General features: G+C 71.6%; 23 protein-coding genes. 14 read left to right on the top strand and 9 right to left on the bottom strand.

The window, feature by feature from the left end:
• Positions 1-52: 52 nt before the first annotated feature.
• The 5 genes from RNC47_RS07755 (at position 53) to RNC47_RS07735 (ending at position 3,361) form a co-directional block, all read left to right on the top strand.
• Positions 53-877: a rhamnogalacturonan acetylesterase gene (locus RNC47_RS07755; RefSeq protein WP_394814732.1), complete on the top strand. Its 825-nt coding sequence runs from the start codon at positions 53-55 to the stop codon at positions 875-877.
• Between the two features lie 516 nt (positions 878-1,393).
• Positions 1,394-2,053 (top strand): DUF5753 domain-containing protein, encoded by a 660-nt coding sequence (locus RNC47_RS07750; RefSeq protein WP_311596762.1) that lies wholly within the window; start codon positions 1,394-1,396, stop codon positions 2,051-2,053.
• A complete protein-coding gene (locus RNC47_RS07745; RefSeq protein ID WP_311596760.1) occupies positions 2,053-2,265 on the top strand; it encodes a DUF397 domain-containing protein in 213 nt (70 codons plus the stop codon). Before RNC47_RS07750 ends, RNC47_RS07745 begins: the two co-directional genes overlap by 1 nt.
• A complete protein-coding gene (locus RNC47_RS07740; protein WP_311596758.1) occupies positions 2,262-2,663 on the top strand; it encodes a hypothetical protein in 402 nt (133 codons plus the stop codon). Before RNC47_RS07745 ends, RNC47_RS07740 begins: the two co-directional genes overlap by 4 nt.
• 35 nt (positions 2,664-2,698) lie before the next feature.
• Positions 2,699-3,361, top strand: coding sequence for a DUF433 domain-containing protein (locus RNC47_RS07735; RefSeq protein WP_311596757.1), 663 nt, complete (start codon positions 2,699-2,701; stop codon positions 3,359-3,361).
• A gap of 233 nt (positions 3,362-3,594) precedes the next feature.
• On the opposite strand, the gene RNC47_RS07730 is transcribed toward RNC47_RS07735, so the two are convergent.
• The 5 genes from RNC47_RS07730 to RNC47_RS07710 all read right to left on the bottom strand — a co-directional run bounded on the left by RNC47_RS07730 (position 3,595) and on the right by RNC47_RS07710 (position 6,843).
• On the bottom strand, positions 3,595-3,885 hold the full coding sequence (locus RNC47_RS07730) for a helix-turn-helix domain-containing protein (RefSeq protein ID WP_311596756.1): 291 nt from the start codon (positions 3,883-3,885) through the stop codon (positions 3,595-3,597).
• 11 nt (positions 3,886-3,896) lie between these two features.
• A complete protein-coding gene (locus tag RNC47_RS07725) occupies positions 3,897-4,283 on the bottom strand; it encodes a type II toxin-antitoxin system RelE/ParE family toxin (protein ID WP_311596754.1) in 387 nt (128 codons plus the stop codon).
• A gap of 150 nt (positions 4,284-4,433) precedes the next feature.
• Complete coding sequence (locus tag RNC47_RS07720; RefSeq protein WP_311596752.1) at positions 4,434-5,219, bottom strand: ABC transporter permease; 786 nt, start codon at positions 5,217-5,219, stop codon at positions 4,434-4,436.
• Positions 5,216-6,157: an ATP-binding cassette domain-containing protein gene (locus RNC47_RS07715; protein WP_311596749.1), complete on the bottom strand. Its 942-nt coding sequence runs from the start codon at positions 6,155-6,157 to the stop codon at positions 5,216-5,218. The genes RNC47_RS07720 and RNC47_RS07715 overlap by 4 nt, the downstream gene beginning before the upstream one ends.
• A 20-nt stretch (positions 6,158-6,177) precedes the next feature.
• Complete coding sequence (locus tag RNC47_RS07710; RefSeq protein WP_311596748.1) at positions 6,178-6,843, bottom strand: DUF4097 family beta strand repeat-containing protein; 666 nt, start codon at positions 6,841-6,843, stop codon at positions 6,178-6,180.
• A gap of 55 nt (positions 6,844-6,898) precedes the next feature.
• Here RNC47_RS07710 and RNC47_RS07705 point away from each other — a divergent pair, with 55 nt between their 5' ends.
• From RNC47_RS07705 to RNC47_RS07695, 3 genes are all read left to right on the top strand, one after another.
• Entirely contained in the window at positions 6,899-7,048 is a 150-nt protein-coding gene (locus RNC47_RS07705) for a hypothetical protein (protein ID WP_311596746.1), read from the top strand.
• 20 nt (positions 7,049-7,068) lie between these two features.
• Positions 7,069-7,824, top strand: a complete 756-nt coding sequence (locus RNC47_RS07700) for a GbsR/MarR family transcriptional regulator (RefSeq protein ID WP_311596744.1) — start codon at positions 7,069-7,071, stop codon at positions 7,822-7,824.
• A gap of 351 nt (positions 7,825-8,175) precedes the next feature.
• Positions 8,176-8,415 carry a helix-turn-helix transcriptional regulator gene (locus RNC47_RS07695; RefSeq protein WP_311596742.1) on the top strand — a complete coding sequence of 80 codons (240 nt, stop codon included), beginning with the start codon at positions 8,176-8,178 and terminating at the stop codon, positions 8,413-8,415.
• A 14-nt stretch (positions 8,416-8,429) separates the two neighbouring features.
• Here the strand turns inward: RNC47_RS07695 and RNC47_RS07690 are convergent, their stop codons facing one another.
• Complete coding sequence (locus RNC47_RS07690; RefSeq protein ID WP_311596740.1) at positions 8,430-9,392, bottom strand: LacI family DNA-binding transcriptional regulator; 963 nt, start codon at positions 9,390-9,392, stop codon at positions 8,430-8,432.
• A 179-nt stretch (positions 9,393-9,571) separates the two neighbouring features.
• Here RNC47_RS07690 and RNC47_RS07685 point away from each other — a divergent pair, with 179 nt between their 5' ends.
• The 5 genes from RNC47_RS07685 (at position 9,572) to RNC47_RS07665 (ending at position 14,568) form a co-directional block, all read left to right on the top strand.
• The gene (locus RNC47_RS07685; RefSeq protein WP_311596738.1) at positions 9,572-10,399 is read left to right on the top strand and encodes an ABC transporter permease; all 828 of its coding nucleotides are present in this window, start codon (positions 9,572-9,574) and stop codon (positions 10,397-10,399) included.
• Positions 10,396-11,193, top strand: coding sequence for an ABC transporter permease (locus RNC47_RS07680; protein WP_311596736.1), 798 nt, complete (start codon positions 10,396-10,398; stop codon positions 11,191-11,193). The genes RNC47_RS07685 and RNC47_RS07680 overlap by 4 nt, the downstream gene beginning before the upstream one ends.
• Positions 11,190-12,203 carry an ABC transporter ATP-binding protein gene (locus tag RNC47_RS07675; RefSeq protein WP_311596734.1) on the top strand — a complete coding sequence of 338 codons (1,014 nt, stop codon included), beginning with the start codon at positions 11,190-11,192 and terminating at the stop codon, positions 12,201-12,203. The genes RNC47_RS07680 and RNC47_RS07675 overlap by 4 nt, the downstream gene beginning before the upstream one ends.
• A 36-nt stretch (positions 12,204-12,239) precedes the next feature.
• Complete coding sequence (locus RNC47_RS07670) at positions 12,240-13,349, top strand: extracellular solute-binding protein (RefSeq protein ID WP_311596732.1); 1,110 nt, start codon at positions 12,240-12,242, stop codon at positions 13,347-13,349.
• Between the two features lie 100 nt (positions 13,350-13,449).
• On the top strand, positions 13,450-14,568 hold the full coding sequence (locus RNC47_RS07665; protein ID WP_311596731.1) for an adenosine deaminase family protein: 1,119 nt from the start codon (positions 13,450-13,452) through the stop codon (positions 14,566-14,568).
• Positions 14,569-14,989: 421 nt separating this feature from the next.
• Here RNC47_RS07665 and RNC47_RS07660 read toward each other — a convergent pair whose 3' ends face one another.
• The 3 genes from RNC47_RS07660 to RNC47_RS07650 form a co-directional block, all read right to left on the bottom strand.
• Complete coding sequence (locus RNC47_RS07660; RefSeq protein ID WP_311596729.1) at positions 14,990-15,625, bottom strand: helix-turn-helix transcriptional regulator; 636 nt, start codon at positions 15,623-15,625, stop codon at positions 14,990-14,992.
• Positions 15,622-16,743, bottom strand: coding sequence for a pyridoxal-phosphate dependent enzyme (locus RNC47_RS07655; RefSeq protein ID WP_311596727.1), 1,122 nt, complete (start codon positions 16,741-16,743; stop codon positions 15,622-15,624). The genes RNC47_RS07660 and RNC47_RS07655 overlap by 4 nt, the downstream gene beginning before the upstream one ends.
• Positions 16,744-16,916: 173 nt before the next feature.
• Positions 16,917-17,213, bottom strand: a complete 297-nt coding sequence (locus tag RNC47_RS07650; RefSeq protein ID WP_311596725.1) for a WXG100 family type VII secretion target — start codon at positions 17,211-17,213, stop codon at positions 16,917-16,919.
• A gap of 294 nt (positions 17,214-17,507) precedes the next feature.
• On the opposite strand from RNC47_RS07650, the gene RNC47_RS07645 reads away from it, so the two are divergent.
• Entirely contained in the window at positions 17,508-22,052 is a 4,545-nt protein-coding gene (locus RNC47_RS07645; RefSeq protein WP_311596723.1) for an FtsK/SpoIIIE domain-containing protein, read from the top strand.
• The last annotated feature ends 2 nt before the right edge of the window (positions 22,053-22,054 follow it).

Raw genomic sequence — 22,054 nt, 5'->3', positions numbered from 1 at the left:
GGTCTTCGCCATCCTGCAAGCGCTTGCTCCATCGCCCGGGAGAGGGGCTCTCGTGATCGGGACCACCAGGACCACCAGGACCACCCGCCGTGCCGTGATCGCTTCCCTGGCCGCCCTGCCGCTCGGCCTCGCCGCCGCCCCAACGGCCCTCGCCGCCCCCCGAGAGGACAACCGCCCGGTGCCACGCACCCTCTACATCGCCGGCGACTCGACCGCCGCCCAGAAGTACGCCGCCGCCGCACCCGAGACGGGCTGGGGCATGGCCCTCCCCTTCTTCCTCGGCCGTGGCCTGACGGTGGCCAACCACGCGATGAACGGCCGGAGTTCGAAGAGCTTCGTCGACGAGGGCCGGCTGACCGCCATCCTGGCGTCGATCCGGCCGGGAGACCTGCTCCTGGTCCAGTTCGCCCACAACGACGAGAAGATCGAGGACCCCGCGCGGTACACCGAGCCCTGGACCACCTACCAGGACCACCTCCGCCAGTACCTGGACGGCGCGCGGCAGCGCGGGGCGCACCCGGTGCTCGCCACCTCGGTGGAACGCCGCCGCTTCGACGCCTCGGGCAACGCGCTGCCCACGCACGGCGAATACCCGGCCGCGATGCGGGCGTTGGCGGAACGGGAACGGGTCCCGCTGCTCGACATCCAGGAACTCTCCCTGTCCCTCTGGCAGAAGCTCGGCGCCGAGGAGACCAAGCGGTACTTCAACTGGACCGGGACCACGCAGGACAACACCCACTTCAGCCCGTTCGGCGCCATCGAGATCGCCCGCCTCGTCGCCGGCCTCCTCGCGGCCCAGCGGGTGTCGCGACCGGGCGAGGTGCGCCGCCTCGACGACGAGATCCCCGAGTCCTGGATCACCTGGCCGGCGGGCTGAGCGGGACGAAGCGGTACGGCGCGTGACCGTCATCCGACCGCTCCGACCTGCGGCTGAACAGGCCACAGGAGGGGCAGGGGGAGTCGTCGGGACCGAAGAGGTGCGTCACCCGCGACTCCCACTCTTGATAAGCAGGTTCGATTCGCTCTCGGCATTGACCCGTCTGACCTTGTCCCGGAGCTCACCGTGCGCACTTTCCGCAGCGGGGCACTCCGTGGGTTCGGGGTCTCGAACGGTTTCCTGATCACCATCTGTCATCTCGACACCTGCCTCTGTCGGCGCCGCCGTCAACCCGGGCGGCCACGCGGTGTGTGCCCCGGGGCTTGACGGGCCGTACGCAAGTCGGCGTCAGCTGCCCCGAACGGTGAAACGGGAGGTCACGGCAGTGGATGAGACGCCCGATCCTGAGCGCTTGAACCCGCTTCAGCGGTTCGGCCGCGACGTCAGGCAGGTCTGCCTCGCCCGCATCTCACGCAGAAGAACCTGGGCCGGGCGACGGGGTACTCCGAGGCGTACGTGAGCCGGGTCGAGGCCGGCAAGTTGCCGCCTCGCCCGAGCGAGCGGTTCACCACCGGCTGCGACACCGCGTTCGGCACCGGTTCGCTCTTCGCGGACCTGCTGCGGAGGATCGACGACGGGGACCACCCGTCGTGGTTCAGCCCCTACCTCGACCTGGAGCGGAAGGCGTCCCGGATACTCGACTACTCGTCGAACCTCGTGATGGGTGTACTCCAGACCGAGGACTACGCGCGGGCCACGTTCCAGGTGGCACGCCCCACGCCGGAGGCGGAGTCGGTGGCCGGCAAGGTCGCCGCGCGACTGCGCCGCCGGGAGGTGTTCGACCGGCCCGCGCCACCCCTGCTGTGGGTCATCCTGCACGAGTCGTGCCTGCGAACGGTCGTCGGCAGCCCGAAGATCCTGGCCGGGCAGCTCAACCACCTTCTGACGGCCGGGACGTCGCCGTACATCCAGCTCCAGGTGCTGCCGTTCGCGTTGCTGTACTTCACGGGCTCTCCCACGGTGCTGTACACGGAGACCAGGGTGGGAGGCCGGATGCACGACTCGGCCGAGACCGTCGCGTCGGCCCTCGATGACTATGATCTGCTGAGGGCGCACGCGTTGTCCCCAGACCGATCGCTCGCCATGATCGAACGGCTGCTGAAGGAGCTTCGCTGATGAGCGCCACGTGGAATCTCTCCGCCGCTGAATGGATCCGGTCATCCCACAGCGACGGCGGCGGGGGACAGTGCGTCGAGTTCTCCCGCACGTTCGCGCCGGCCGGCGCGATACCCGTGCGGGACTCCAAGATCCCGCAGGGGCCGGCTCTGACATGTGCCCCCGACGGGTGGGCCGCCTTCGTCTCCGCCGTGCGGAGGGGCGCGCTGTGACCGCCGTGACCCGGCTGGTCACGCACGCCGAACTGGACCAGGCGGGTACGAACGCGCGGCAGCTCTCGGTGTCGGCGCGGCTGGAGGCCGCCCTCGCGGACGGCCGAAGCGTGGTGCTGCTCGACGATCGCGGCTGGAGTTCCTTCCTGTCCGGCGACGGCGCGGACATCCGGGAGTGGGCCTCAGCCGAGGACATCGCGGACACGGCCCGGATGGTGGTCGGCCCGGACGGCCCGTTCGACGGGCAGACCGAGGAGCAGGCGGAGGCCGCCCACTGGGCGGCGCTGGCCGACATCCTCGAACAACAGGGTGTGGACGCGTCCGGCCCGGAGCTGGCGCGACTGCCGCACGACGTCACGTTCGGCGACCGCCTCCGCGCGTGGCTGGCCGGCGACTGAACGCGAGGCGACTTCCCTCGTTCGGTGAGACGGCGGTGATCGACACGTTCACGGAGGGGCTCATCACGCCTTCGGAGACCGCTTCGCACCTGCAGATCCCGCAGTCGACACTTCGATCCTGGCTACAGGGAAAGGCAGCCGGAGCCCCGCTCGTCCACCGTGTCGAACCGGTCCGCCGAGGGCAGCCTTCGGTGCCGTTCGTCGCAGTGGCCGAGGCGTACGTACTTCGGTCGCTCCGCGAGCTCGGGCTACGGATGAGTGAGATTCGAGAGGCCGCCGCGGCCGTGCGAGATGCGTTCGACACCCCCTATGGCCTGGTCTTGCGCCGCATCGCCACGGACGGGGTGGACATCTTCGTCGAGCACGGGCTCGGCGATCTGCGTCGGGCCAGGGACGGGCAGGCACCCCTCCGCGAGGTCGTCGCCGACTACCTGCGTTATCTGTCCTGGAACGCGGATGACGAGTTCCCGGTCAGTCTCCAACTGCGCCAGTATCCGCAGGCTGTCCCCGTGGTCATCGATCCGAGGTTCGGGCACGGCCTACCGGTGATCGAGGCCAATCGCGTGCCGGTGAAGGCCGTGACCGACCTCTGGGAAGCCGGGGAGTCCATCGAGGACATCGCCTACGAGTACGACATGGAACCGGATCAGGTCGACGCGCTGTGCCAGGCCGTGGTGCGCCTTGCCGCCTTTCCCTGAGTCCGCTGCCTCCCCGAGGCCGACCTGCACGCGTTCGCCGTCGAACTCGTCGACACCATGCGGGCAGACGACTCCGTCACCAACAGCGCGGCAGTCGCCCAACTGCTCGTCGCATGGCAGCACACCGCTGAGGTGTACTCCGATCCCGAATTCCTGGCGGCGCTGACCAGAGATCACGGATCCGTAGATGGCTCCGCCACACGTGGCTGATGCCGGTGATGTCCTGGACCGTGTCACAACCGCACGGACACGTTCCCGACCGTGGCCACTATGGTCAACTCGCCGCCGATGGCGTGCAGATATGCGGCCATCGTGGTGGTGTCGAGACGGTCCTGCCCCTGTTCGATCTGGCTGACCCGCCCCTGGGTGACCCCCATCGCCTTCGCCACCTGCGTCTGAGTCATGCCCTGCGCCTTACGTAGTGAGGCAAGCTCGTGGCCGCGCTCGGCATTGATCATGTCCCGTTTGATCGCGTCGACACGGGCTCGCTCCTCAGGGCCGACGTCAGCCGTGACATCGTCCATACCGCCCAGTTTCACTTGTCCTCCTCCTCTTCCAGTGCCTGCAGGTAGGCCTCGTACCTCGCGTCCGCTTCACGGATTGCTCCCTCGTACCAGGCGTTCCAGTGCCGCCTGACGGCCTTGTTTCCAGCCACGAGAAAGATCGCCCGTCTGGCAGGGTCGAAGACGAAAAGCATCCGGATGCAGACGGTGGAACCGTTCCTCGGGCGGAGCTCGCGCATGTTGCGGAATTGGCTGCCATTGACGGCGCCGACTGTGGGGCGGCGCAGCGCTGGCCCCTCTTCCCGAAGGCGCTCCAGGGCGGCGATGACGTGGAGATAGCTGTCGCGGTCCTCCTTCGCCAGGTCGTTGATCCAGTCAAGGACGTCCGCGAAGAACCTCAGTTCGTACGGTCCACTCACAGTCGATATTAGCACGGGCTAATATCGCTGTCAGGGTGGCCGGGGCAGGCGTCCGGTGTGCGGGCCGTGCTGGACGGTCGGGGGAACGCCGAAGGCGGCGTACTCCGACGTGGTGTCGGGGTACGCCGCCCTGGGGCGCGGTCATGGGGCTTACCTCGGGTCGCGGTTGAAGACCGAGGTGGACCAGAGGTAGCCGAGCGCCGCGAGGCCCAGGCACCAGGCGGTGGCGAGCCAGCCGTTGTGGCCGATCTCGGTGCCGAGGAGGAGGCCGCGGAGGGTTTCGATGGCGGGGGTGAAGGGCTGGTATTCGGCGATGGGTTGGAACCAGCCGGGCATGGCGTCGACGGGGACGAAGGCGCTGGAGATGAGGGGGAGGAAGATCAGCGGCATGGCGTTGTTGCTGGCGGCTTCGGCGTTGGGGCTGACCAGGCCCATGCCGACGGCGATCCAGGTGAGGGCGGTGGCGAAGAGCGCGAGGAGGCCGAGGGCGGCGAGCCACTCCAGGGCGGTGGCGTCGGTGGAGCGGAAGCCGATGGCGAGTCCGACGGCGCCGACCAGGATCACGCTGGCGACGCACTGCAGGACGCTGCCGACGACGTGGCCGACGAGTATCGAGCCGCGGTGGATGGCCATGGTGCGGAAGCGGGCGATGATGCCCTCGGTCATGTCGGTGGAGACGGAGACGGCGGTGCCGATGGTGGTGGAGCCGATGGTCATCAGCAGCAGGCCGGGCACGAGGTAGGCGATGTAGTCCGATCTGTTTCCGCCGCCGATGCCCGCGCTCATCGCGTCGCCGAAGACGTAGACGAACAGCAGCAGGAGCATGACGGGGGTGAGCAGCAGGTTCAGGGTGAGGGAGGGGTAGCGCCGGGCGTGCAGCAGGTTGCGGCGGAGCATGGTGGTGGAGTCGTGGACGGCGAGGGCGAGGGTGCTCATCGGACAGCCTCCTTGGTGGTGGTGGCGGTGAGGGCGAAGAAGACGTCGTCGAGGTCGGGGGTGTGGACGGTGAGTTCGTCGGCCTCGATGCCGGCGGTGTCCAGGTGGTCGAGGATGGAGCGCAGTTCGCGTTGGCTGCCGTCGCTGGGCAGTTGGAGGGTGAGGGCCTCGTCGTCGGGGGCGGCTTCGCGGAGTGCCGTGGCGGCGGTCCGGTACGCGGCTGGGTCGGTGAAGCGGAGGCGGATGTGGCCGCCGGGGATGAGGCGCTTGAGTTCGTCGGCGGTGCCCTCGGCGGCGATGGTGCCGTCGTGCAACACCGCGATGCGGTCGGCGAGTTCGTCGGCCTCCTCCAGGTACTGGGTGGTGAGGAAGACCGTCACGCCGCCGGTGACGAGTTCGCGGATGATGCCCCACATGGTGTGACGGGAGCGCGGGTCGAGACCGGTGGTCGGCTCGTCCAGGAAGATGATCCGCGGGCTGCCGACCAGGGTCATGGCGATGTCCAACCGCCGCTTCATGCCGCCGGAGTAGGTGGAGGCCGGCTTCTTCGCCGCCTCCACCAGGTCGAAGCGTTCCAGGAGTTCGGCGGTCACCCGCTGTCCCTCCCGCTTGGGGAGGTGGTGCAGGTCGGCCATCAGGAGCATGTTCTCCTCGCCGGTGATCAGCCCGTCGACGGCGGAGAACTGACCGGTGACGCCGATCGCGGCGCGCACCGCCTGCGGTGCGGTGGCCAGGTCGTGGCCGCCGACGTGGACCTGGCCGGCGTCGGGGGTGATGAGGGTGGAGAGGATCTTCACGGCGGTGGTCTTGCCGGCGCCGTTCGGGCCGAGGAGGGAGAAGATCGTTCCCTCCGGGACGGCCAGGTCGACACCGTCCAGGACGGTCTTCTCGCCGTAGGACTTACGCAGCCCGTTCGCCGCGATGGCCAGGTTCGTCATGATCGGTGCTCCTCGGAGAGTCAGAGGCCGCGGGCGACGATGTCGCCGTGGGAGGTGGTGGCGCGGATGGTCAGGCCGGCGGTGCCGTCGTTCTTGAGGGCGTTGTCGATCCGGCCGTAGCCGGTGCTGGCGTCCAGCGCGGCCGAGACGCCGGCGGCGGCCGCGATCGAGATGTCGCCCAGCTGGGTGGTCAGGACGACCGACCCGCGCACCGCCTGGGCGATCCGGATGTCGCCCTTCTGGGTGCTGATCTGGGCGGCGCCGCCCAGCCGGCCGACCTCGACGTCGCTGTCCATCGCGGTCAGCCGCACGCTGGCGGCCTCGTCGATCTTGACCGCGCCCTGTGCGCCCTCGAAGACGACGTCACCCAGGCGGCCGACGGCCCGGAACTCGGCGCTGGCGGCCTTGGCCTTGACGCGGGAGTCGGCGGGCAGCTTGACGGTGACCTCGATGGATCCGGAGGGGCCGAAGTACTGGTTCTCCGCCGCCGGGGCGTCGATCCGCAGGACGCCGTCGACGTACTCGACGGTGGTCTGCTCCGCCGCCTTCACGTCGCGGCCCTTCGCGGCGTTCGCCGGCAGGACCTCGACGGTGGTGTCGGCCCGGTCGGCCGCGATGAACCGGATCTGGCCGGCGGGGACGTCCAGCAGGGCGGAGATCGGGGCGGGGGTGTCGAAGGTGTGCATCGTGAGCTCCTCTTGCGTTCGTCGTTTCTGACAATGGAAAAGCTACGTTGCGTTCATGGATCTGGCAATGAGCTTGTTGCGCTCTGGTTGGATACACGCAGGTGAGAGCAGTGATTTCATTGCAACGAGGCTAGAGGTAACGCAACAGGCGAACGCCTTCGCGTTGCAATGGATCGAGGGTGAACGCTATGCTGCGGGCACCTGAGAAGCGCGGAGGAGATCGCGATGCCCGGAGGCAGACTCACCCAGCAGGAACGCCAGCAGATCGCGCTGGGCCTGGCCGACGGCCTCGCCTACGCGGAGATCGCCAGGCGTCTCGACCGCCCCACCTCGACGGTCACGCGTGAGGTGATGCGCAACGGGGGCCCCACCTCCTACCGCGCCGACCTGGCGCACCGCGCCACCGAACGTCGTGCCCACCGGCGCAGGCGGGCCGTGCCCCGCGGGCCGCAGGCTCCCTCGGGAGCCGACGGGCGCGACGCCGAGGCCGTGCGCGAGTACGAGGAGTCGTTCGCCACGCTCTTCATGCAGCAGGGCCTGCCGAAGATGACGGCCCGGGTGCTGGCCGCCCTCTATGTCACCGACGCGGGCAGTCTCACCGCGTCCGAGCTCGCCCAGCGCCTCCAGGTCAGCCCGGCGTCCGTCTCCAAGGCGATCACCTTCCTGGAGGGCCTGGACCTCATCCGCCGGGAGCGGGACGAGCGCCGTCGCGAGCGCTATGTCGTCGACAACGAGCTCTGGTACCAGTCGACGCTCATCGCCGCCCGGTCCCAGGCCCAGCTCGCCGAGGTCGCTCGGCAGGGCGTCGCCATCCTCGGCCCCGACACCCCGGCGGCCGTCCGCCTCGAGAACATCGCCCGCTTCGTCGACTTCATCGGCGAGAGCATCACCCGCGCCGCGGAACAGGCCCGCGACATCCTCTACGCGACGCCGGCGACACCCTCGGACGGCGCCGCCACGCCAGGGCCGGATGGCGAATAGCCAAACCGTCCCGACGGGCCATCTCGGTAGAGGCGTTGAGGAGCGCGTTCGGGGCGCAGCGGGCGAACGGCTCCGCGAGGCTACTGTCCAAGCGGCTGCCGGAGCAGCGCAAGGAGGAAGCACGAGCTTGGAGGCGCGGCCGACCCGGAGCCGGCACGGCTGCCGTACGACGTCGCCTCCAGCGACCCCTCCGCGCTTGGCCCGCCCGCCGAACCGGAACAGGGGCCGTGGGCTGAGGGGGTCATAATTCCGACCGGTCGCCATTATGGTCGGCATGGAGACCATCCCGATCACCGAGGCGAAGGCCCGCCGCCGGAGGTCGAGGCGGAGCGGGAACAGATCCGGTTGTTGATGGCGCTCGGCCAGGCGGTTCATGACCGTCGCGTGGCCATGGGGCTCTCCGAGGACGGGCTGGCGGATCGGCTCGGCGTCACGGTCGACGAGGTCGAAGGCATCGAGTTGGGTGATCCGGACACCTTCCGTCCGACGCTGCTTCCCTTGTTGGCGCGGGCGCTGGAGGCCCGTGTCGAGCTGCGGGTGGTGCCGGGTGGGGAGGCCGGGGTGACGTTCTCGGCCGAGGCCGTCGCCTGAAAGCCCGAACCGCGCTACCCGCCCGGCGGGAAGACCACCGGTACCGGCAGTCGTAGGCGGGCCGCCGTCTCCGCCGTGTCGCGGGTCATCAGGTCGTGGAGGGCGGACATGGCCGTGCGGCCGAGCTCGGCGCCGTCGACGTCGATGGTGGGCATGGTGGTGAGGCCGAGCGCCGCCGCGACCTGGCGTTCGATGGTGATGGCCATGCCGTCGGGGACGGCGACGCCGCGGGCGCCCAGGGCGAAGACGATGCCGAGGCCGAGCGCGGTGGCGTAGGGGATGACGGCCGTGGCGCCGCTCTCGGCGAGGGCCGGGGCGATCTCGGTGCCGGCGGCGAACGTCGGCGGCATGGGGTCGAAGATGGCCAGCTCGGCGAGGCCGGCGGTGGCCGCCCGGACGGCGGCTATCCGCTGCTCGTTCTGCCAGGAGCGGTTGGAGCCGCCCACCAGGGCGATCCGCTGGTGGCCGTCCCGGATGAAGTGGCGGGCGACGGCGGCGAAGGCCGTCGCCGTGTCGGCGATCACGGAGGAGACGCCGGCGATCTCGCGGTCGACGAGGACCGTCGGCTTGAGTTGGCAGGCGGCCAGCGTGCGGGACTCGGAGCCGAGCGGGGCGGTCAGCAGGAAGCCGTCGACCTGGGCGGAGAGCTGGGTCAACGAGTCGAGATCGGAGTCGTCGCGCAACGCGTTGACCACGACGGTGAGTTGGAGTCCGGACTCGGCGGCGCGGTGCTGGGCGCCGCCGATGATCGGGGTGAAGAACGCGTTCTCCAGGGTGGGGACGACCACCGCGACGATCCCGGTGCGGCCGCGCGCCAGCGCGGTCGCCGCGCGGTTGGGGACGAAGCCGAGCCGCTCCGCGCTCTGCCGGACCCGCAGCACCGTCTCGGGGGCGACCAGGGCGGGCCGGGAAAGGGCCCTGGAAGCCGTGGACTTGGAGACGCCGGCGGCCCTGGCGACGTCGTCGAGCGTTGGCACCGGACTCCTCAATCGTGTGCGGGTGATCTTACCCAGGGTGAAGGGCGCTCGGGGACTTTTACAAAGAGTTAATAACGCCCCCTGTACGCGGCGCCGCTCAGCAAACTACTGTCACCGCAACCGGTTGCGCAACCGGTTGTGGACACAGAGAGCAACCCAGAGAGCTACCAGGACACACTTTGATCCGATCGCGCCGAATAGCGCTCGCGCTGCTGCTGCCCGGGCTCGCGCTGCTCGTGGGAGGCGTCGTCGCGCCCTCCCTCGTGATGCTGCTGTCGCCCCCCCGGGTGGAGACGGGCGAAGTCCTCGACCGGCTCGGCCGGATGCTCAGTGACCCCTACGACCTGGAGATCATCTGGCGCACGCTCCGCGTCGGCCTCGTCGTCACCGCGATCTGCGTGCTGCTCGGCTTCCCGACCGCCTACCTGCTGGCCCGCTCCCGGTCCCGCTGGGCCGGGCCGCTGCTCGCGCTGGCGATCTTCCCGCTGCTGCTGAGCAACGTGGTGCGCACCTACGGCTGGCTCGTGGTGCTCGGCAGCAACGGCGTGGTCGGGCGGGCGATCACCGCCCTCGGCATATCCGACGAGGCGCCGCAGCTGCTCTACACCGAACTCGCCGTCGTCCTCGGCCTGGTGCAGCTCTTCCTGCCGCTGGCCATCGTCACCTGCTACTCGGCCGTCGCCCAGGTCGACGCCGGCCTGGACGACGCGGCGCGCGGGCTCGGCGCCGGGCGGACCAGGACGATGTGGAGCGTGGTGATCCCGCTGTCCATGCCGGGCATCGCGATGGCCGCCACCCTCGTCTTCGCCGGCGCCGTCACCGCCTACACCACGCCCTACCTGCTGGGCGGCTCCCGGCAACGGATGCTCTCCACCCAGCTGTACAGCTACTCGGGCGTCACCCTCGACTGGGCCGCGGCCTCCGCGACGGCGATCGTGATGACGGTGCTGGTGCTCCTGGTCTACGTCGCCTCCACCCTCGCGAGTCGGAAGGGGCAGATCAGGTGAAGCGCCGCAGCCCCGTAGCCGCGGCCCTCGCCGTGCTCGGCTACATCGTGATGATCGTGCCGATCCTGTTCGTGGTCGCCACCGCGTTCACCGACGGCGAGACCCTGCGCTTCCCGCCCGAGGGCTTCTCGACGCGCTGGTTCGAGGAGGCCACGAGCTACCAGCCGTTCACGGACGCCCTCGTCTCCAGCCTCCAACTCGCCGCGCTCTCCACGGCGGTGGCCCTCGCCGTCGGCATCCCCGCCACGCTGGCGATCATGCGCGGCCGGCTGCCGGGCAAGTCCCTGGTCGAGGGCCTGTTCCTGTCCCCGCTGGTGCTGCCCGAGCTGGTGGTCGGCCTCGCCCTCTTCCAGCAGCTGATGCTCCAGATGAAGCTGGACAACTTCCAGGCGCTGCTCATCGGCCACACCGCCCTGCTGCTGCCGTACACCGTGCGCGTCACCGGCGCCTCGCTGGTGCTCGCCGACCCGGCGCTGGAGGAGGCGGCCCGCGGCCTCGGCGCCTCGCCGCTGCGGACCTTCTTCGCCGTGACGCTGCCGGTGCTGCGGCCCGGCATCATCTCGGCGGCGCTGCTGAGCTTCGTCACCTCCTTCAACAACGTGCCGATCTCGCTGCTGCTCCAGTCCCGCGACTTCCGCACCCTGCCCGTCACCATGCTCGACTACGTCCAGCAGAACTACACGCCGATCATCGCCGCGATGTCCACGCTGCTGCTCGCCGGAACCGTCGTGCTCGCCCTCGTCGCCGAACGCGTCCTGGGCTTCGCCCGCATCTTCGGAGGTATCAACCGATGACCACCGCCGCCGAGTTCGTGGGGGTCAGCCGGCACTTCGGCGACTTCACCGCCGTCGACTCGATCGATCTCACCATCCGCGAGGGCGCCCTCACCACGCTGCTCGGGCCGAGCGGCTGCGGCAAGACGACGTCGCTGCGGATGCTCGCCGGCTACCTGGAGCCGTCGGCCGGGACGATCAGGATCGGCGGCGAGGACCACACCGCCACGCCGCCCGAGAAGCGCGGCCTCGGCATGGTCTTCCAGTCCTACGCGCTCTTCCCGCACATGACGGTCGCCGCCAATGTCGGCTTCGGGCTGAAGCTGCGCAAGGTGGCCAAGACCGAACGGAACCGGCGGGTCGCGGAGGCGCTGGAGCTGGTCGGGCTCGGCCACCTCGCCGACCGCCGGCCCAAGGCGCTCTCCGGCGGCCAGCAGCAGCGGGTGGCGCTGGCCCGCGCCATCGCCATCCGGCCGCGGCTGCTGCTGCTCGACGAGCCGCTGTCCAACCTGGACGCCCGGCTGCGGGTGCAGATGCGTGGCGAGATCCGCCGCATCCAGGCGGAGACCGGCCTCACCGTCGTCCTGGTCACCCACGACCAGGAGGAGGCCCTGGAGATGTCCGACCACATGGTCGTGATGAACGCGGGCCGGGTGATGCAGCAGGGCGCGCCCGAGGAGCTGTTCCCCGCGCCCGCCAACCGGTTCGTGGCCGAGTTCCTCGGCTACGAGAACTTCCTCACCCTGCCCGGGCGTGGCCTGGTGACGGTACGGCCCGAGCTGCTGACCGTCACGACCGGCGACGCGGCGGGCGGGGAGACCGCGGTCTCCGCGACGGTGCGGGCGATCGCCTACCGAGGGGTGGAGGTCCGCGTCTCGCTCGACGCGAAGGAGGCCGAGGGCGACACCACGCCGCTGGTCGCCTCGCTGCGGGGCGACGAGCTCACCCCCGAGGACCGCGCCGCGCTGACTCCGGGAGGCAGGGTGACGGTCTCCGCGCGCCCCGACCATCTGGTGCCGCTCGCCGGCTGAAGCCCTTCAGTACACGCACGAACGGAGCACGACCCCATGAACGTGAAGCGGACGAGACGACGGTTGCCCAGGCTGGCCGCGGTGGGCGCCGGCGTGGTGGCCACCACGCTGACCCTGAACGCCTGCGGTTCCGACTCGTCGGACGACGCCGGCTCCGGCGGCGGGGGCGGGAACGGCCTGGAGGGCGCCACCATCGTGGTGTCCACCTTCCCCTTCGGGCAGGAGGACTTCGAGGCCAACATCGTGGAGCCGTTCGAGGAGGCCACCGGCGCCACGGTCGAGATCGAGAGCGGCAGCAACGCCGACCGGCTCACCCAGCTCCAGCTGGCGGCCGGGGACCCGGGCATCGACGTGATGCTGATCTCCGACACCTTCGCGGCGCTCGGCCAGGACCAGGGCCTCTTCCAGGAGTTCGACGCGGAGGACGTGCCGAACCTGGACGCCATCGCGGACTTCGCGGTCGACGACGCCTACGCGGGACCGGCCTACACCTACCAGCTCAACGGCGTCCTCTACCGGACGGACGAGCTGAGCGCCGAGGAGGCCGCCGACTGGGGGACCTTCGGCGACCCGGCGCTGGCCGGCCGGGTCGCGCTGCCGGACATCTCCGCGACCGCCGGGCAGTTGACGGCCTCCGGCATCGGCACCCAGTTCGGCGACGGCCCGTACGACATGGACACCGCGTTCTCGACGATGGGCGAATGGGCGCCGGACGTCCTGCAGTTCTACAGCTCGACCACCGAGGTCACCAACCTGATCTCCCAGGGCGAGATCGCGGCCGTGCCGACCATCAGCGCCTTCGTCCCGCCGCTGATCGCGGCCGGCGAGCCGGTGAACTGGGTGCCGCCGGCCGAGGGCCGCTACATGGCGACGAACCGGCTGATGATCCCGGACGGCGCGCCGAACGCCGAGGGCGCGTACGCCTTCATCGACTACATGCTGTCGGTCGAGGGGCAGCAGGCGAGCGTCGAGTCGGACCTGCCGGTGAACCCGGAGGTGGCGCCGTCCGAGACGTTCGCGGAGCTGATGGGCGAGGCGGCCACCGACCCGGTCGCGGCCGGCTACGAGACGCTCGACCCGCAGCAGTTGGTGGACAACCGCACCGAGTGGGTGGAGCGGTTCGCCCGTGAGGTCTCCGGCGGCTGAGCCGGGTCTTCTCCTTCCCCCACCCCCACCCACAGACGCCCGGGTCGGCGACGCGGCCCTGCCCTCGCCGGCCCGGGCATTCCACTTCCGTAAGTGAGCCATGCCTGAGACACCGCACGACGTCGACCTCGAGTACCTGGCGCGGATGCCCAAGGCGGACCTGCACGTCCACCTGATCGGCACCACGCGGGCGTCGACCTTCGCCGAACTCGCCCGCCGCGCGGGGCTCGACCTGCCGGCCGAGCCGGAGGCCATCTGGCGCGACATCAACTCGCTGCCGCCCGACCCGGAGTTGTACCGGAACACCCGGATCCCGGTGCCGCAGGAGCGGGCGCCGGACGAGCCGGAGGTCTCCTACTCCCTCTTCAGGGCGAGCGGTTGGGTGGAGGAGGCGCTGCGGGACGCGGACGACTTCACCCGGATCACCTACGAGGCGTTCGAGGACGCGCACCGCGGCGCCGTCCGGCACCTGGAACTGCACGTGGACGACGTGCCGCCGGGGCTGGCCGGGTTGGGCTTCGCCGGGATGGTCGAGGCGTGCGCGGAGGGAATCCGGCTCGCGGAGCGCGACTTCGGGATGACGGGCCGGCTGATCGGCTCGATCGACCGCAGCAAGGACGCCGACTGGGCGCTCGACTACGTGCGGCGGGTGGTGGCCACGGAGCACGAGTACCTGGCGGGGATCGGCCTGGTCAACCTGGAGGTCGCGGGCCCGCCCGAGCGGTTCGCCGAGGCGTACCGGCTGGCGGGCGAGGCGGGGCTGCGCCGCACGGCGCACGCCTCGGAGCACGCGCCGGTGGCGGTGAACACCGTGACCTGCCTCGACCTGTTGGGCTGCGACCGGATCGACCACGGCTACTACGTCCTGGAGGACGACGCGGTGGTGGCGCGCTGCCGGGACGAGGGCGTGCCGTTCACCGTCATCTCCACCACCTCGCGCCGCTCCTGGCGACCGTGGCGCCGCGCGTCGATCGCCGCGATGCTGGACGCCGGCCTCAACGTGATCCTGGCCTCCGACGACCCCGGCATGTTCCCGACCAGCCTCGCCGGCGAGTACCGGATCGCCGCCGAGACGATCGGCGTACCACGGCCCCGGCTGCGGCAGATGGCCCTGAACTCCATCGACGCGTCCTGGCTGCCACCCACCGAGAAGGCGACGGCCCGCGCCAGGTTCGAGGCTGAACTGGCCGCGTTGGACGCGGAGTTCGCTACGCGGTGACGCTGCGCGGCGAAGCCGCGAAGCGGTTGGCGGCCGTAGCCACGGCGGGCGCCGGCCTGCGGCCGGCGCCGCGCCGTGCCCTCCGCGCGGGTGCGGAACGGCCTGGCGGCCGGCCCGGCGCGTGACGGCCGTCGAGGCAGGGGCCGGCCGGTGTCCACCGTCAGCCGCTCGACGCGTGGCGCGTGGCTGCGGATGCCGCGTCGCCGGCTCCGCGCGGAGAGTGTCGGGTGAAGGCGCCGCGCCACCGCCCCGCCCGCCCGCCCCGGAGCGAGGTCTGCCGGGTGAGGGCGCCCACGCCACCGCCGCGCCGGCCGGGGCGGGGCGGGGCCGGCACCCCGCGCCAGCGATCCGAACGGCCCGGCGCCGCCCGGCGGCCATCGTCGGGGGACGCGCCCGCATAAGCGGTCGTCTCACCCGGGGCCTACCTGAGGTGGTTGTAGACCGTGGCCCGGGAGACGCCGAGGATCTCGCCCAGCGTGGGGACGGCGTGCTTGACCTGGAGGAAGCCCCGGTCCCTGAGGTCGCGGACCAGTTCCCGCTTGTCGGCGGCGCGCAGTCCGCGCGGGCTGACGCTGCCCCGGGCGGTGGCGAACTCCGCGGCGGCCGAGCGTAGTTCGTCGAGGGTGCGGGCGCGCAGGGTCTCGGCCGGCGGGCGGTCGTCGGCCTCGGTGCGGGCCAGCGCGGTCAGGGCGGCGGCCGCGGCGCCGAGGGCGGAGACGTCCAGGTTGAGGCAGATGGCGGCGACGTAGGCGCCGCTGCCGTTCCGGATGCCGATGGAGGTGCTCTTGGCGGGGCGGCCGTCGGGGAAGCGGTTGGGGTAGTTCTGCAGGACGTCGGGGAAGTCCGGGTCCTGAATCCGGGCCAGGCCGATCTCGGTGGCCGGGTCGCCGACGGCGCGGCCCGAGAGGCCGCTCTCGATGGCGCGGACCGCGTGCTCCGGGTCGCGCAGGTCGTGCAGCACCACCTCGCACAGGCCGGGGAACATCCGGCCGACGGCCGTCACGATCTTCTCGGCCTCGCGCAGCAGCAGTTCGTCCTCGGACAGCGGGCCGTTCACGCGCCGCTCCCGGGGGCCAGGAGGCGGCTCATCAGGTGCGGTGCCTTGAGGCCGCTGCCGGTGAGGACGACCACGGTCGTCTCGCCGGGACGGATCGTGCCCCGCGCGCGGAAGGCGTCGACGGCCGCGGCGGCGGTGGCGCTCGTCGGTTCGGCGTAGAGTCCCGCGGCGGCGAGCCCGCGGACGGCGGCCGCGATGTCGGGTTCCGGGACCGCGACGGTGTCGCCGGCGGAGCGGCGGATCGCGGCCAGCACCTCAGGCGCCCGCACGGGCTCCCGGATGGCGGCGCCCTCGGCGATGGTGGGCGCGAACGCCGGCCGGTCGAGGCCCTGGTGGGCGGCGTGCAGCGGCGCGCAGTTGGCCGGTTGGGCGACCAGCAGCCGGGGGCGGCGGGCGATCTCCCCGGCGGCGAGCAGTTCGCCGAAGCCCAGGTCGCAGCCGAGCACCAGGCTGCCTGCGCCGGCCACGGTGACGACGGCGTCGGGGGCGGTGAAGCCCAGGTCCTCCCACAGCTCGTAGGCGATGGTCTTGGTGCCCTGGAGGAAGAACGGGTGCCAGTTGTGGCTCGCGTACGGGGTGTGGGCGGCGCGGCGCAGCGCCTCCGCGGCGGTGGCGTCGCGGTCGCCCGGGACCTCCTCGACCTCGGCGCCGTAGGCGCGGCTCTGCAGGACCTTGGCGGGGGAGGTGCCGGCGGGCACCAGGACGCGGGCGCGGATGCCGGCGGCCGCGCAGTAGGCGGCGACCGAGGCGCCGCCGTTGCCCGAGCTGTCCTCGATCACCTCGGTGACGCCCGAGGCGGCCAGGTGGGAGACGAGCACGCTGACGCCGCGGTCCTTGAAGCTGCCGGTGGGCGCGAACCACTCCAGCTTGAAGCGGATTTCCGTGCCGCCCCAGGCCCCGGCGACCAGCGGGGTGCGGCCCTCGCCGAGCGAGACCGGCCGCGCCACCTCGGGCAGGGCGGCGCGGTAGCGCCACAGTGAGCGCTCGGCGGTGTCGACGTCGGCCGGCCCGATGCCGGGCAGCGGGGCGACGGTCAGCGGCGCCCCGTCGTCGCCGCGCCACCGGTCGGGGGTGATGGCGTACGTCCGCCCCGACCGCTCGTCGAGATAGTGCGCCACGAACGCCCCCAGCGAAAGTTAGAAGATCCGACCAACTCTGGACAGTCTGTCCAGGGCGGCGCGGGGCGTCAACCCACGGGCACATTGGGGAAATCCTGTGAGAAAGCGAAGGGCGGTGCCCCGGCGCACACCCAGCGCCGTGACACCGCCCGGTCCCGGAACGGGAACGAGGACTACTGCCCGCGGATGCCGCTCTCCAGGGAGGTGTCGGTCTCCTCCATGGCGTCGGCTGCGGTCTCCAGGAAGCCGCCCATGCCCTCGAGGCCCCCGAGCATCTCCCGGGCGCCGTTGACGAACTCGGTGAACGACTCGCCGAACGCCCGGCCGGAACGCGCCGAGTAGCCGTCCTCGATCAGGCCCTCGATGAAGGAGCGCAGCTCGTCCAGCTTCGCGTCCATGTTCGTGTACTCGGTCTTGAGCCGCTGGGCAGCGGACCTCATCTCCTCGTACGTGATATTCAGGTCGGCCACGAAGATCCCCTCCTCGATGCTGCGGAGGCGCGTCCCCCCGCGGATTTGCGTATGCCTGGCGTGGCGCCCCGACTTCCGGCGGCGGCCACGCTGGTGGCAGCCTACGTCCGGCAGGCACGTGCCGACACCCCCGGTCAAGGGGTCGTCCCGTGCGCCACGGTCACCAGCCTGGACGCGGGGCGGGCCGTGGCGGTTGCAGTGGTGCACGCCCGAATCCCGTCGACGCGGGGGATGCAATTATGGGCATGTCCACTGCGGACATGCAGGCAACGTAGGACAAAGGGGAGGAGCGCCGTGCGTCTGACGCTTACCGTCGTCGACCCGGTCGGGGGACACGCCGCGGACGCGGTGATCGACGCGGACGCCGAGACTCAGCTCGCCGATCTGGCGCCGGAGTTCGCGCAGGCCGTGGGTTCCGGCGGCTACGGTGGCGAACCCGTCCACCTCTTCGTGGGCGGCCAGTACCTCGACCCCTCGCTCACCCTCGCCCAGTCGCCGTTGCGCGAGGGCAGCGTGGTCAGCCTGCACAACGCCAACGGCTGTTGGCCCGGCGAGCCGGCCGGCGTCGTCGAGCTGCGGATCGTCGGCGGCCCGGCGGCCGGCGCCGTGCACCGCGTCGGCCACGGCAAGATCGAGGTCGGCAGCGGACAGAACACGCACGTCCGGGTCCAGGACCCGAGCCTCCCGGAACGCGCCTTCACGCTGCGCGTCGCGGCCGACGGCACGGCCAAGGTCACCGTCTACACCGAGGACCAGCCGCTGATCGACGGCGAGCCCTTCGTCCACACCGAGGGGGACCGCGCCGACTGGAAGCTCGGCAAGCAACTCGCCATCGGCGACTCGCTGTTCGAGCTCACCCCGTACTTCCCGCCGGACGCCGCGCTCAAGGTCTCGGAGGACGGCGTCGGGCTCGACTACAACCGGCCGCCGCGGCTGCTGCCGCCCGAGCGGGAGACCAAGTTCACCCTGCCCCGCCCGCCCGGCGAGCGGGAACGCCGGCCCATGCCCTGGCTGATGGCCCTGCTGCCGCTCGTCGGCGCCGTCGCCATGGCCTCCTTCACGGGCCGCTGGATCTTCCTCATGATGGCGTTCCTCAGCCCCGTCATGCTGCTGTCCAACTACTTCATGGACAAGAAGCGCGGCCGTATCTCGCACGCCCAGAAGGTCGCCGAGTACAACGAGCGCAAGGCCAGGATCGAGGCCGACGCCAGGACCGCGCTGATCGCCGAGCGCTTCGCCCGCCGGCACGCCGCGCCCGACCCGGCCACCGTCCTCGCCCAGGCCACCGGCCCCCGCACCCGCCTCTGGGAGCGCCGCCGCACCGACAACGACCACCTGCTGCTGCGCGTCGGCACCGCCGAACTCGACTCCGAGGTCATGCTCAACGACCCCGAACAGGACGAGCACAAGCGCCAGGTGCTGTGGAAGATCGCCGACGCGCCCATCACCCTGCCGCTGCGCACCCTCGGCGTCGTCGGCTTCGCGGGCCAGGGCGACACCGCGCGCGCCCTCGCCCGCTGGGCGGTCGGCCAGATCGCCGTCCTGCACAGCCACGTCGACGTCCAACTGTTCGTGCTCACCGACGGCTCGGGGCAGCACAGCTGGAACTGGGTGCGCTGGCTGCCGCACGCCCGCCCGCTGCCCGAGCAGAACACCAACGTGCTGCTCGGCACCGACGCGGAGACCGTCGGCGCCCGCATCGCCGAGCTGACCGCCCTGCTCGACGCCCGGCAGAAGGCGCGCAAGGAGGCCCGCAGCAAGGGCCAGACCACGTTCAAGGACCCCGACATCGTCGTCGTCTTCGACGGCTCCCGGCGGATGCGGTCGCTGCCCGGCGTCATCCGGCTGCTCACCGAGGGGCCCGAGGCGTCCATGTTCGCCATCTGCCTGGACGACGAGGAGCGGTTCCTGCCCGGCGAGTGCCAGGCCGTCGTCGTCGCCGAGCCCGACCCGAGCAAGGCCGCCACCACAGGCCCGCGCCAGGCCGGCTACGCCACCGGCTTCCACACCTTCCTCGCCGCGCCCGCGATGGGCGGCCAGCCCGGCGCCCCCGGCATGGACCAGCCCGCCGGCTCCACCCTCACCCAGGTCGCCGACCGGCTGCGGGTCGAGCAGGCCGGCGCCTGGCGGATCAGGGGCGTGCGCCCCGACTGGGTGCTGCCCGAGTGGTGCGAGCTGCTGTCCCGCTCGCTCGCCCCGATCCGCGACATCAGCGGCGAGTCGGAGGACGCGGCGCTGCCCTCCGCCAGCCGGCTGCTCGACGTCATCGAGATGGAGCCGCCCACCGCGGGCGCCATCGCGGCCCGTTGGCGGCTCGGCGGCCAGTCGACCGAGGCCGTCATCGGCGAGTCCTACGACGGCGCGTTCGCGATCGACCTGCGCCGCGACGGCCCGCACGGCCTGATCGCCGGCACCACCGGATCCGGCAAGTCCGAGCTGCTGCAGACCATCGTCGCCTCCCTCGCGGTGGCCAACACGCCCGACAACATGACCTTCGTGCTGGTCGACTACAAGGGCGGCTCCGCGTTCAAGGACTGCGTCCAGCTGCCGCACACCGTCGGCATGGTCACCGACCTCGACAACTACCTGGTGGAACGCGCCCTGGCCTCGCTCGGCGCGGAGCTCACCCGCCGCGAGCACATCCTGGCCGGCGTCGGCGCCAAGGACATCGAGGACTACCAGGACCTGGCCCGCCGCAACCCGGGAAGCCTGGCCCCGCTGCCCCGACTGCTCATCGTCATCGACGAGTTCGCCTCGATGGTCCGCGAACTGCCGGACTTCGTGAAGGGCCTGGTCAACATCGCCCAGCGCGGCCGCTCGCTCGGCATCCACCTGCTGCTCGCCACCCAGCGGCCGAGCGGCGTCGTCTCGCCCGAGATCCGCGCCAACACCAACCTCCGCATCGCGCTGCGCGTCACCGACGGCAGCGAGTCCACGGACGTCATCGACGCGCCGGACGCCGGCTTCATCGCCAAGTCCACCCCCGGACGCGCCTATGTCCGCCTCGGCCACGCCTCGCTCGTGCCGTTCCAGTCGGGACGCGTCGGCGGCCGCCGCCCGGGCGCCGTCGACACGTCCGTCGCCCGGCCGTGGATCGGCCGCCTCGACTGGCACGACCTGGGCCGCGCCCAACTGCGCCGCCCGCCGGGGCAGAAGGCCGAGGAGGAGGAGATCACCGACCTCAAGGTGCTGGTCGACGCCATCATCGAGGCCGACCACCAGCTCGGCTTCCCCAAGCAGCACAGCCCCTGGCTGCCCGCCCTCCCCGAGAAGGTGCTGCTCGCCGAGCTCGAACACCCCGTCCCGGCCGGCGCCCTGCGCGCCGCCCCGTTCGGCGTCGAGGACCTGCCCGACCAGCAGGCCAGGCGCCCGCTGGCCATCGACTTCAAGACCTTCGGCCACATGCTGGTCGGCGGCCAGCCCCGCAGCGGCCGCTCCCAGCTGCTGCGCACCATCGCCGGCTCGCTCGCCTGGGTCCACTCGGCCGTCGACGTGCACATCTACGGCATCGACTGCGGCAACGGCGCGCTCAACGCCCTCACCAAGCTGCCCAACTGCGGCGCCGTCGTCAGCCGCACCCAGGTCGAGCGGGTCCGCCGGCTGCTGCGCCGGCTGCGGCAGGAGCTCGACCGCCGCCAGGAGATGCTGGCCAGGGACGCGCTCGCCGACATCAGCGAGCAGCGCGCCACCGCCGCCCCGGAGAACCGGCTCGCGCACATCGTGGTGCTGCTCGACCGCTGGGAGGGCTGGGGCAACACGCTGGGCGAGATCGACCACGGCGCGCTCACCGACGAGCTGTTCACGCTGATGCGGGAGGGCGCCAGCGTCGGCATCCACCTGATCATCGCCGGCGACCGCAGCGTGCTCTCCGGCCGGATCGCCACCCTCACCGAGGAGCGGTACGCGCTGCGGCTCCCCGACCGCGGCGACTACAGCGGCGTCGGGCTCACCGCCCGCAAGGTCCCGGAGAACATCCCGGACGGCCGCATGATCCGCAACCAGGCCGGCACCCAGATCCAGGTCGCGGTGCTCGCCGACGAGCTGTCGGGCCAGGCCCAGGCCGCGGCGCTGGAGTCCATCGGCGCCTGGGCCACCGAGCGGGACGCGGCCGTGCCGCGCGCCAAGCGGCCGCTGCGGGTCGACGTGCTGCCCAGCCGGCTCACCTTCGAGGACGCCTGGGAGATGCGCGACCCGGAGGCGTCCGAGTCCCGGCTCTGGGGCCTGGTCGGCGTCGGCGGCGACGAACTCATGGGCTACGGCCCCGACCTGGGCCAGGGCACCCCGGCGTTCATCGTCGCGGGACCGGCCAAGTCCGGCCGCTCCACGGTGCTGACGATGCTCGCCAAGTCCTACCTCAAGCGCGGCGTCCGGCTGGTCATCGCCGCGCCCCGGCCCACGCCGCTGCGCGACCTCGCCGGCCAGGAGGGGGTGTTGCAGGTGTTCACCGGCGACAACCTCACCAACAAGGAGGTCCGGGAGGCGATGAGCACCTCCTCGCCGGCCGACCCGATCGTCTTCATGATGGACGACGGCGAGGACCTGCGCCGCTGCGACGCCGGGGACGAGCTGAAGACCATCCTCAACCAGGGCGCGCAGCTGGGCCGTTACCTGATCCTCGGCGGTGACGAGGGCGACCTGGGCAGCGGCTTCTCCGGCTGGCAGGTCGACGTCAAGAAGTGCCGGCGCGGCGTGCTGCTCTCGCCGAGCACCCACCGGGTCGGCGAACTCATCGGCGCCAAGCTGCCGCGCAGCGCGGCCGTCGAACAACCCACCCCCGGCAAGGGCATCCTCCACCTCGGGGACGGCACGCCCTTCACCGTCACCACCCCCGCGCCGTAGGC

Origin of the sequence: Streptomyces millisiae, from assembly GCF_031845425.1 — a bacterium.
Taxonomy (GTDB): Bacteria; Actinomycetota; Actinomycetes; order Streptomycetales; family Streptomycetaceae; genus Streptomyces; species Streptomyces millisiae.
The sequence above is the reverse complement of the archived record's forward strand: the minus strand, read 5'-3'. Positions and strand labels throughout refer to the sequence as shown.

Bases quoted from the DNA above. Each gene is read 5' to 3' on its own strand.
- RNC47_RS07745 (WP_311596760.1), top strand. From the start codon at position 2,053: ATGAGCGCCACGTGGAATCTCTCCGCCGCTGAATGGATCCGGTCATCC.
- RNC47_RS07730 (WP_311596756.1), bottom strand. From the start codon at position 3,885: ATGGACGATGTCACGGCTGACGTCGGCCCTGAGGAGCGAGCCCGTGTC.
- RNC47_RS07720 (WP_311596752.1), bottom strand. From the start codon at position 5,219: ATGAGCACCCTCGCCCTCGCCGTCCACGACTCCACCACCATGCTCCGC.
- RNC47_RS07715 (WP_311596749.1), bottom strand. From the start codon at position 6,157: ATGACGAACCTGGCCATCGCGGCGAACGGGCTGCGTAAGTCCTACGGC.
- RNC47_RS07710 (WP_311596748.1), bottom strand. From the start codon at position 6,843: ATGCACACCTTCGACACCCCCGCCCCGATCTCCGCCCTGCTGGACGTC.
- RNC47_RS07705 (WP_311596746.1), top strand. From the start codon at position 6,899: ATGGATCTGGCAATGAGCTTGTTGCGCTCTGGTTGGATACACGCAGGT.
- RNC47_RS07700 (WP_311596744.1), top strand. From the start codon at position 7,069: ATGCCCGGAGGCAGACTCACCCAGCAGGAACGCCAGCAGATCGCGCTG.
- RNC47_RS07695 (WP_311596742.1), top strand. From the start codon at position 8,176: ATGGCGCTCGGCCAGGCGGTTCATGACCGTCGCGTGGCCATGGGGCTC.
- RNC47_RS07675 (WP_311596734.1), top strand. From the start codon at position 11,190: ATGACCACCGCCGCCGAGTTCGTGGGGGTCAGCCGGCACTTCGGCGAC.
- RNC47_RS07670 (WP_311596732.1), top strand. From the start codon at position 12,240: ATGAACGTGAAGCGGACGAGACGACGGTTGCCCAGGCTGGCCGCGGTG.
- RNC47_RS07665 (WP_311596731.1), top strand. From the start codon at position 13,450: ATGCCTGAGACACCGCACGACGTCGACCTCGAGTACCTGGCGCGGATG.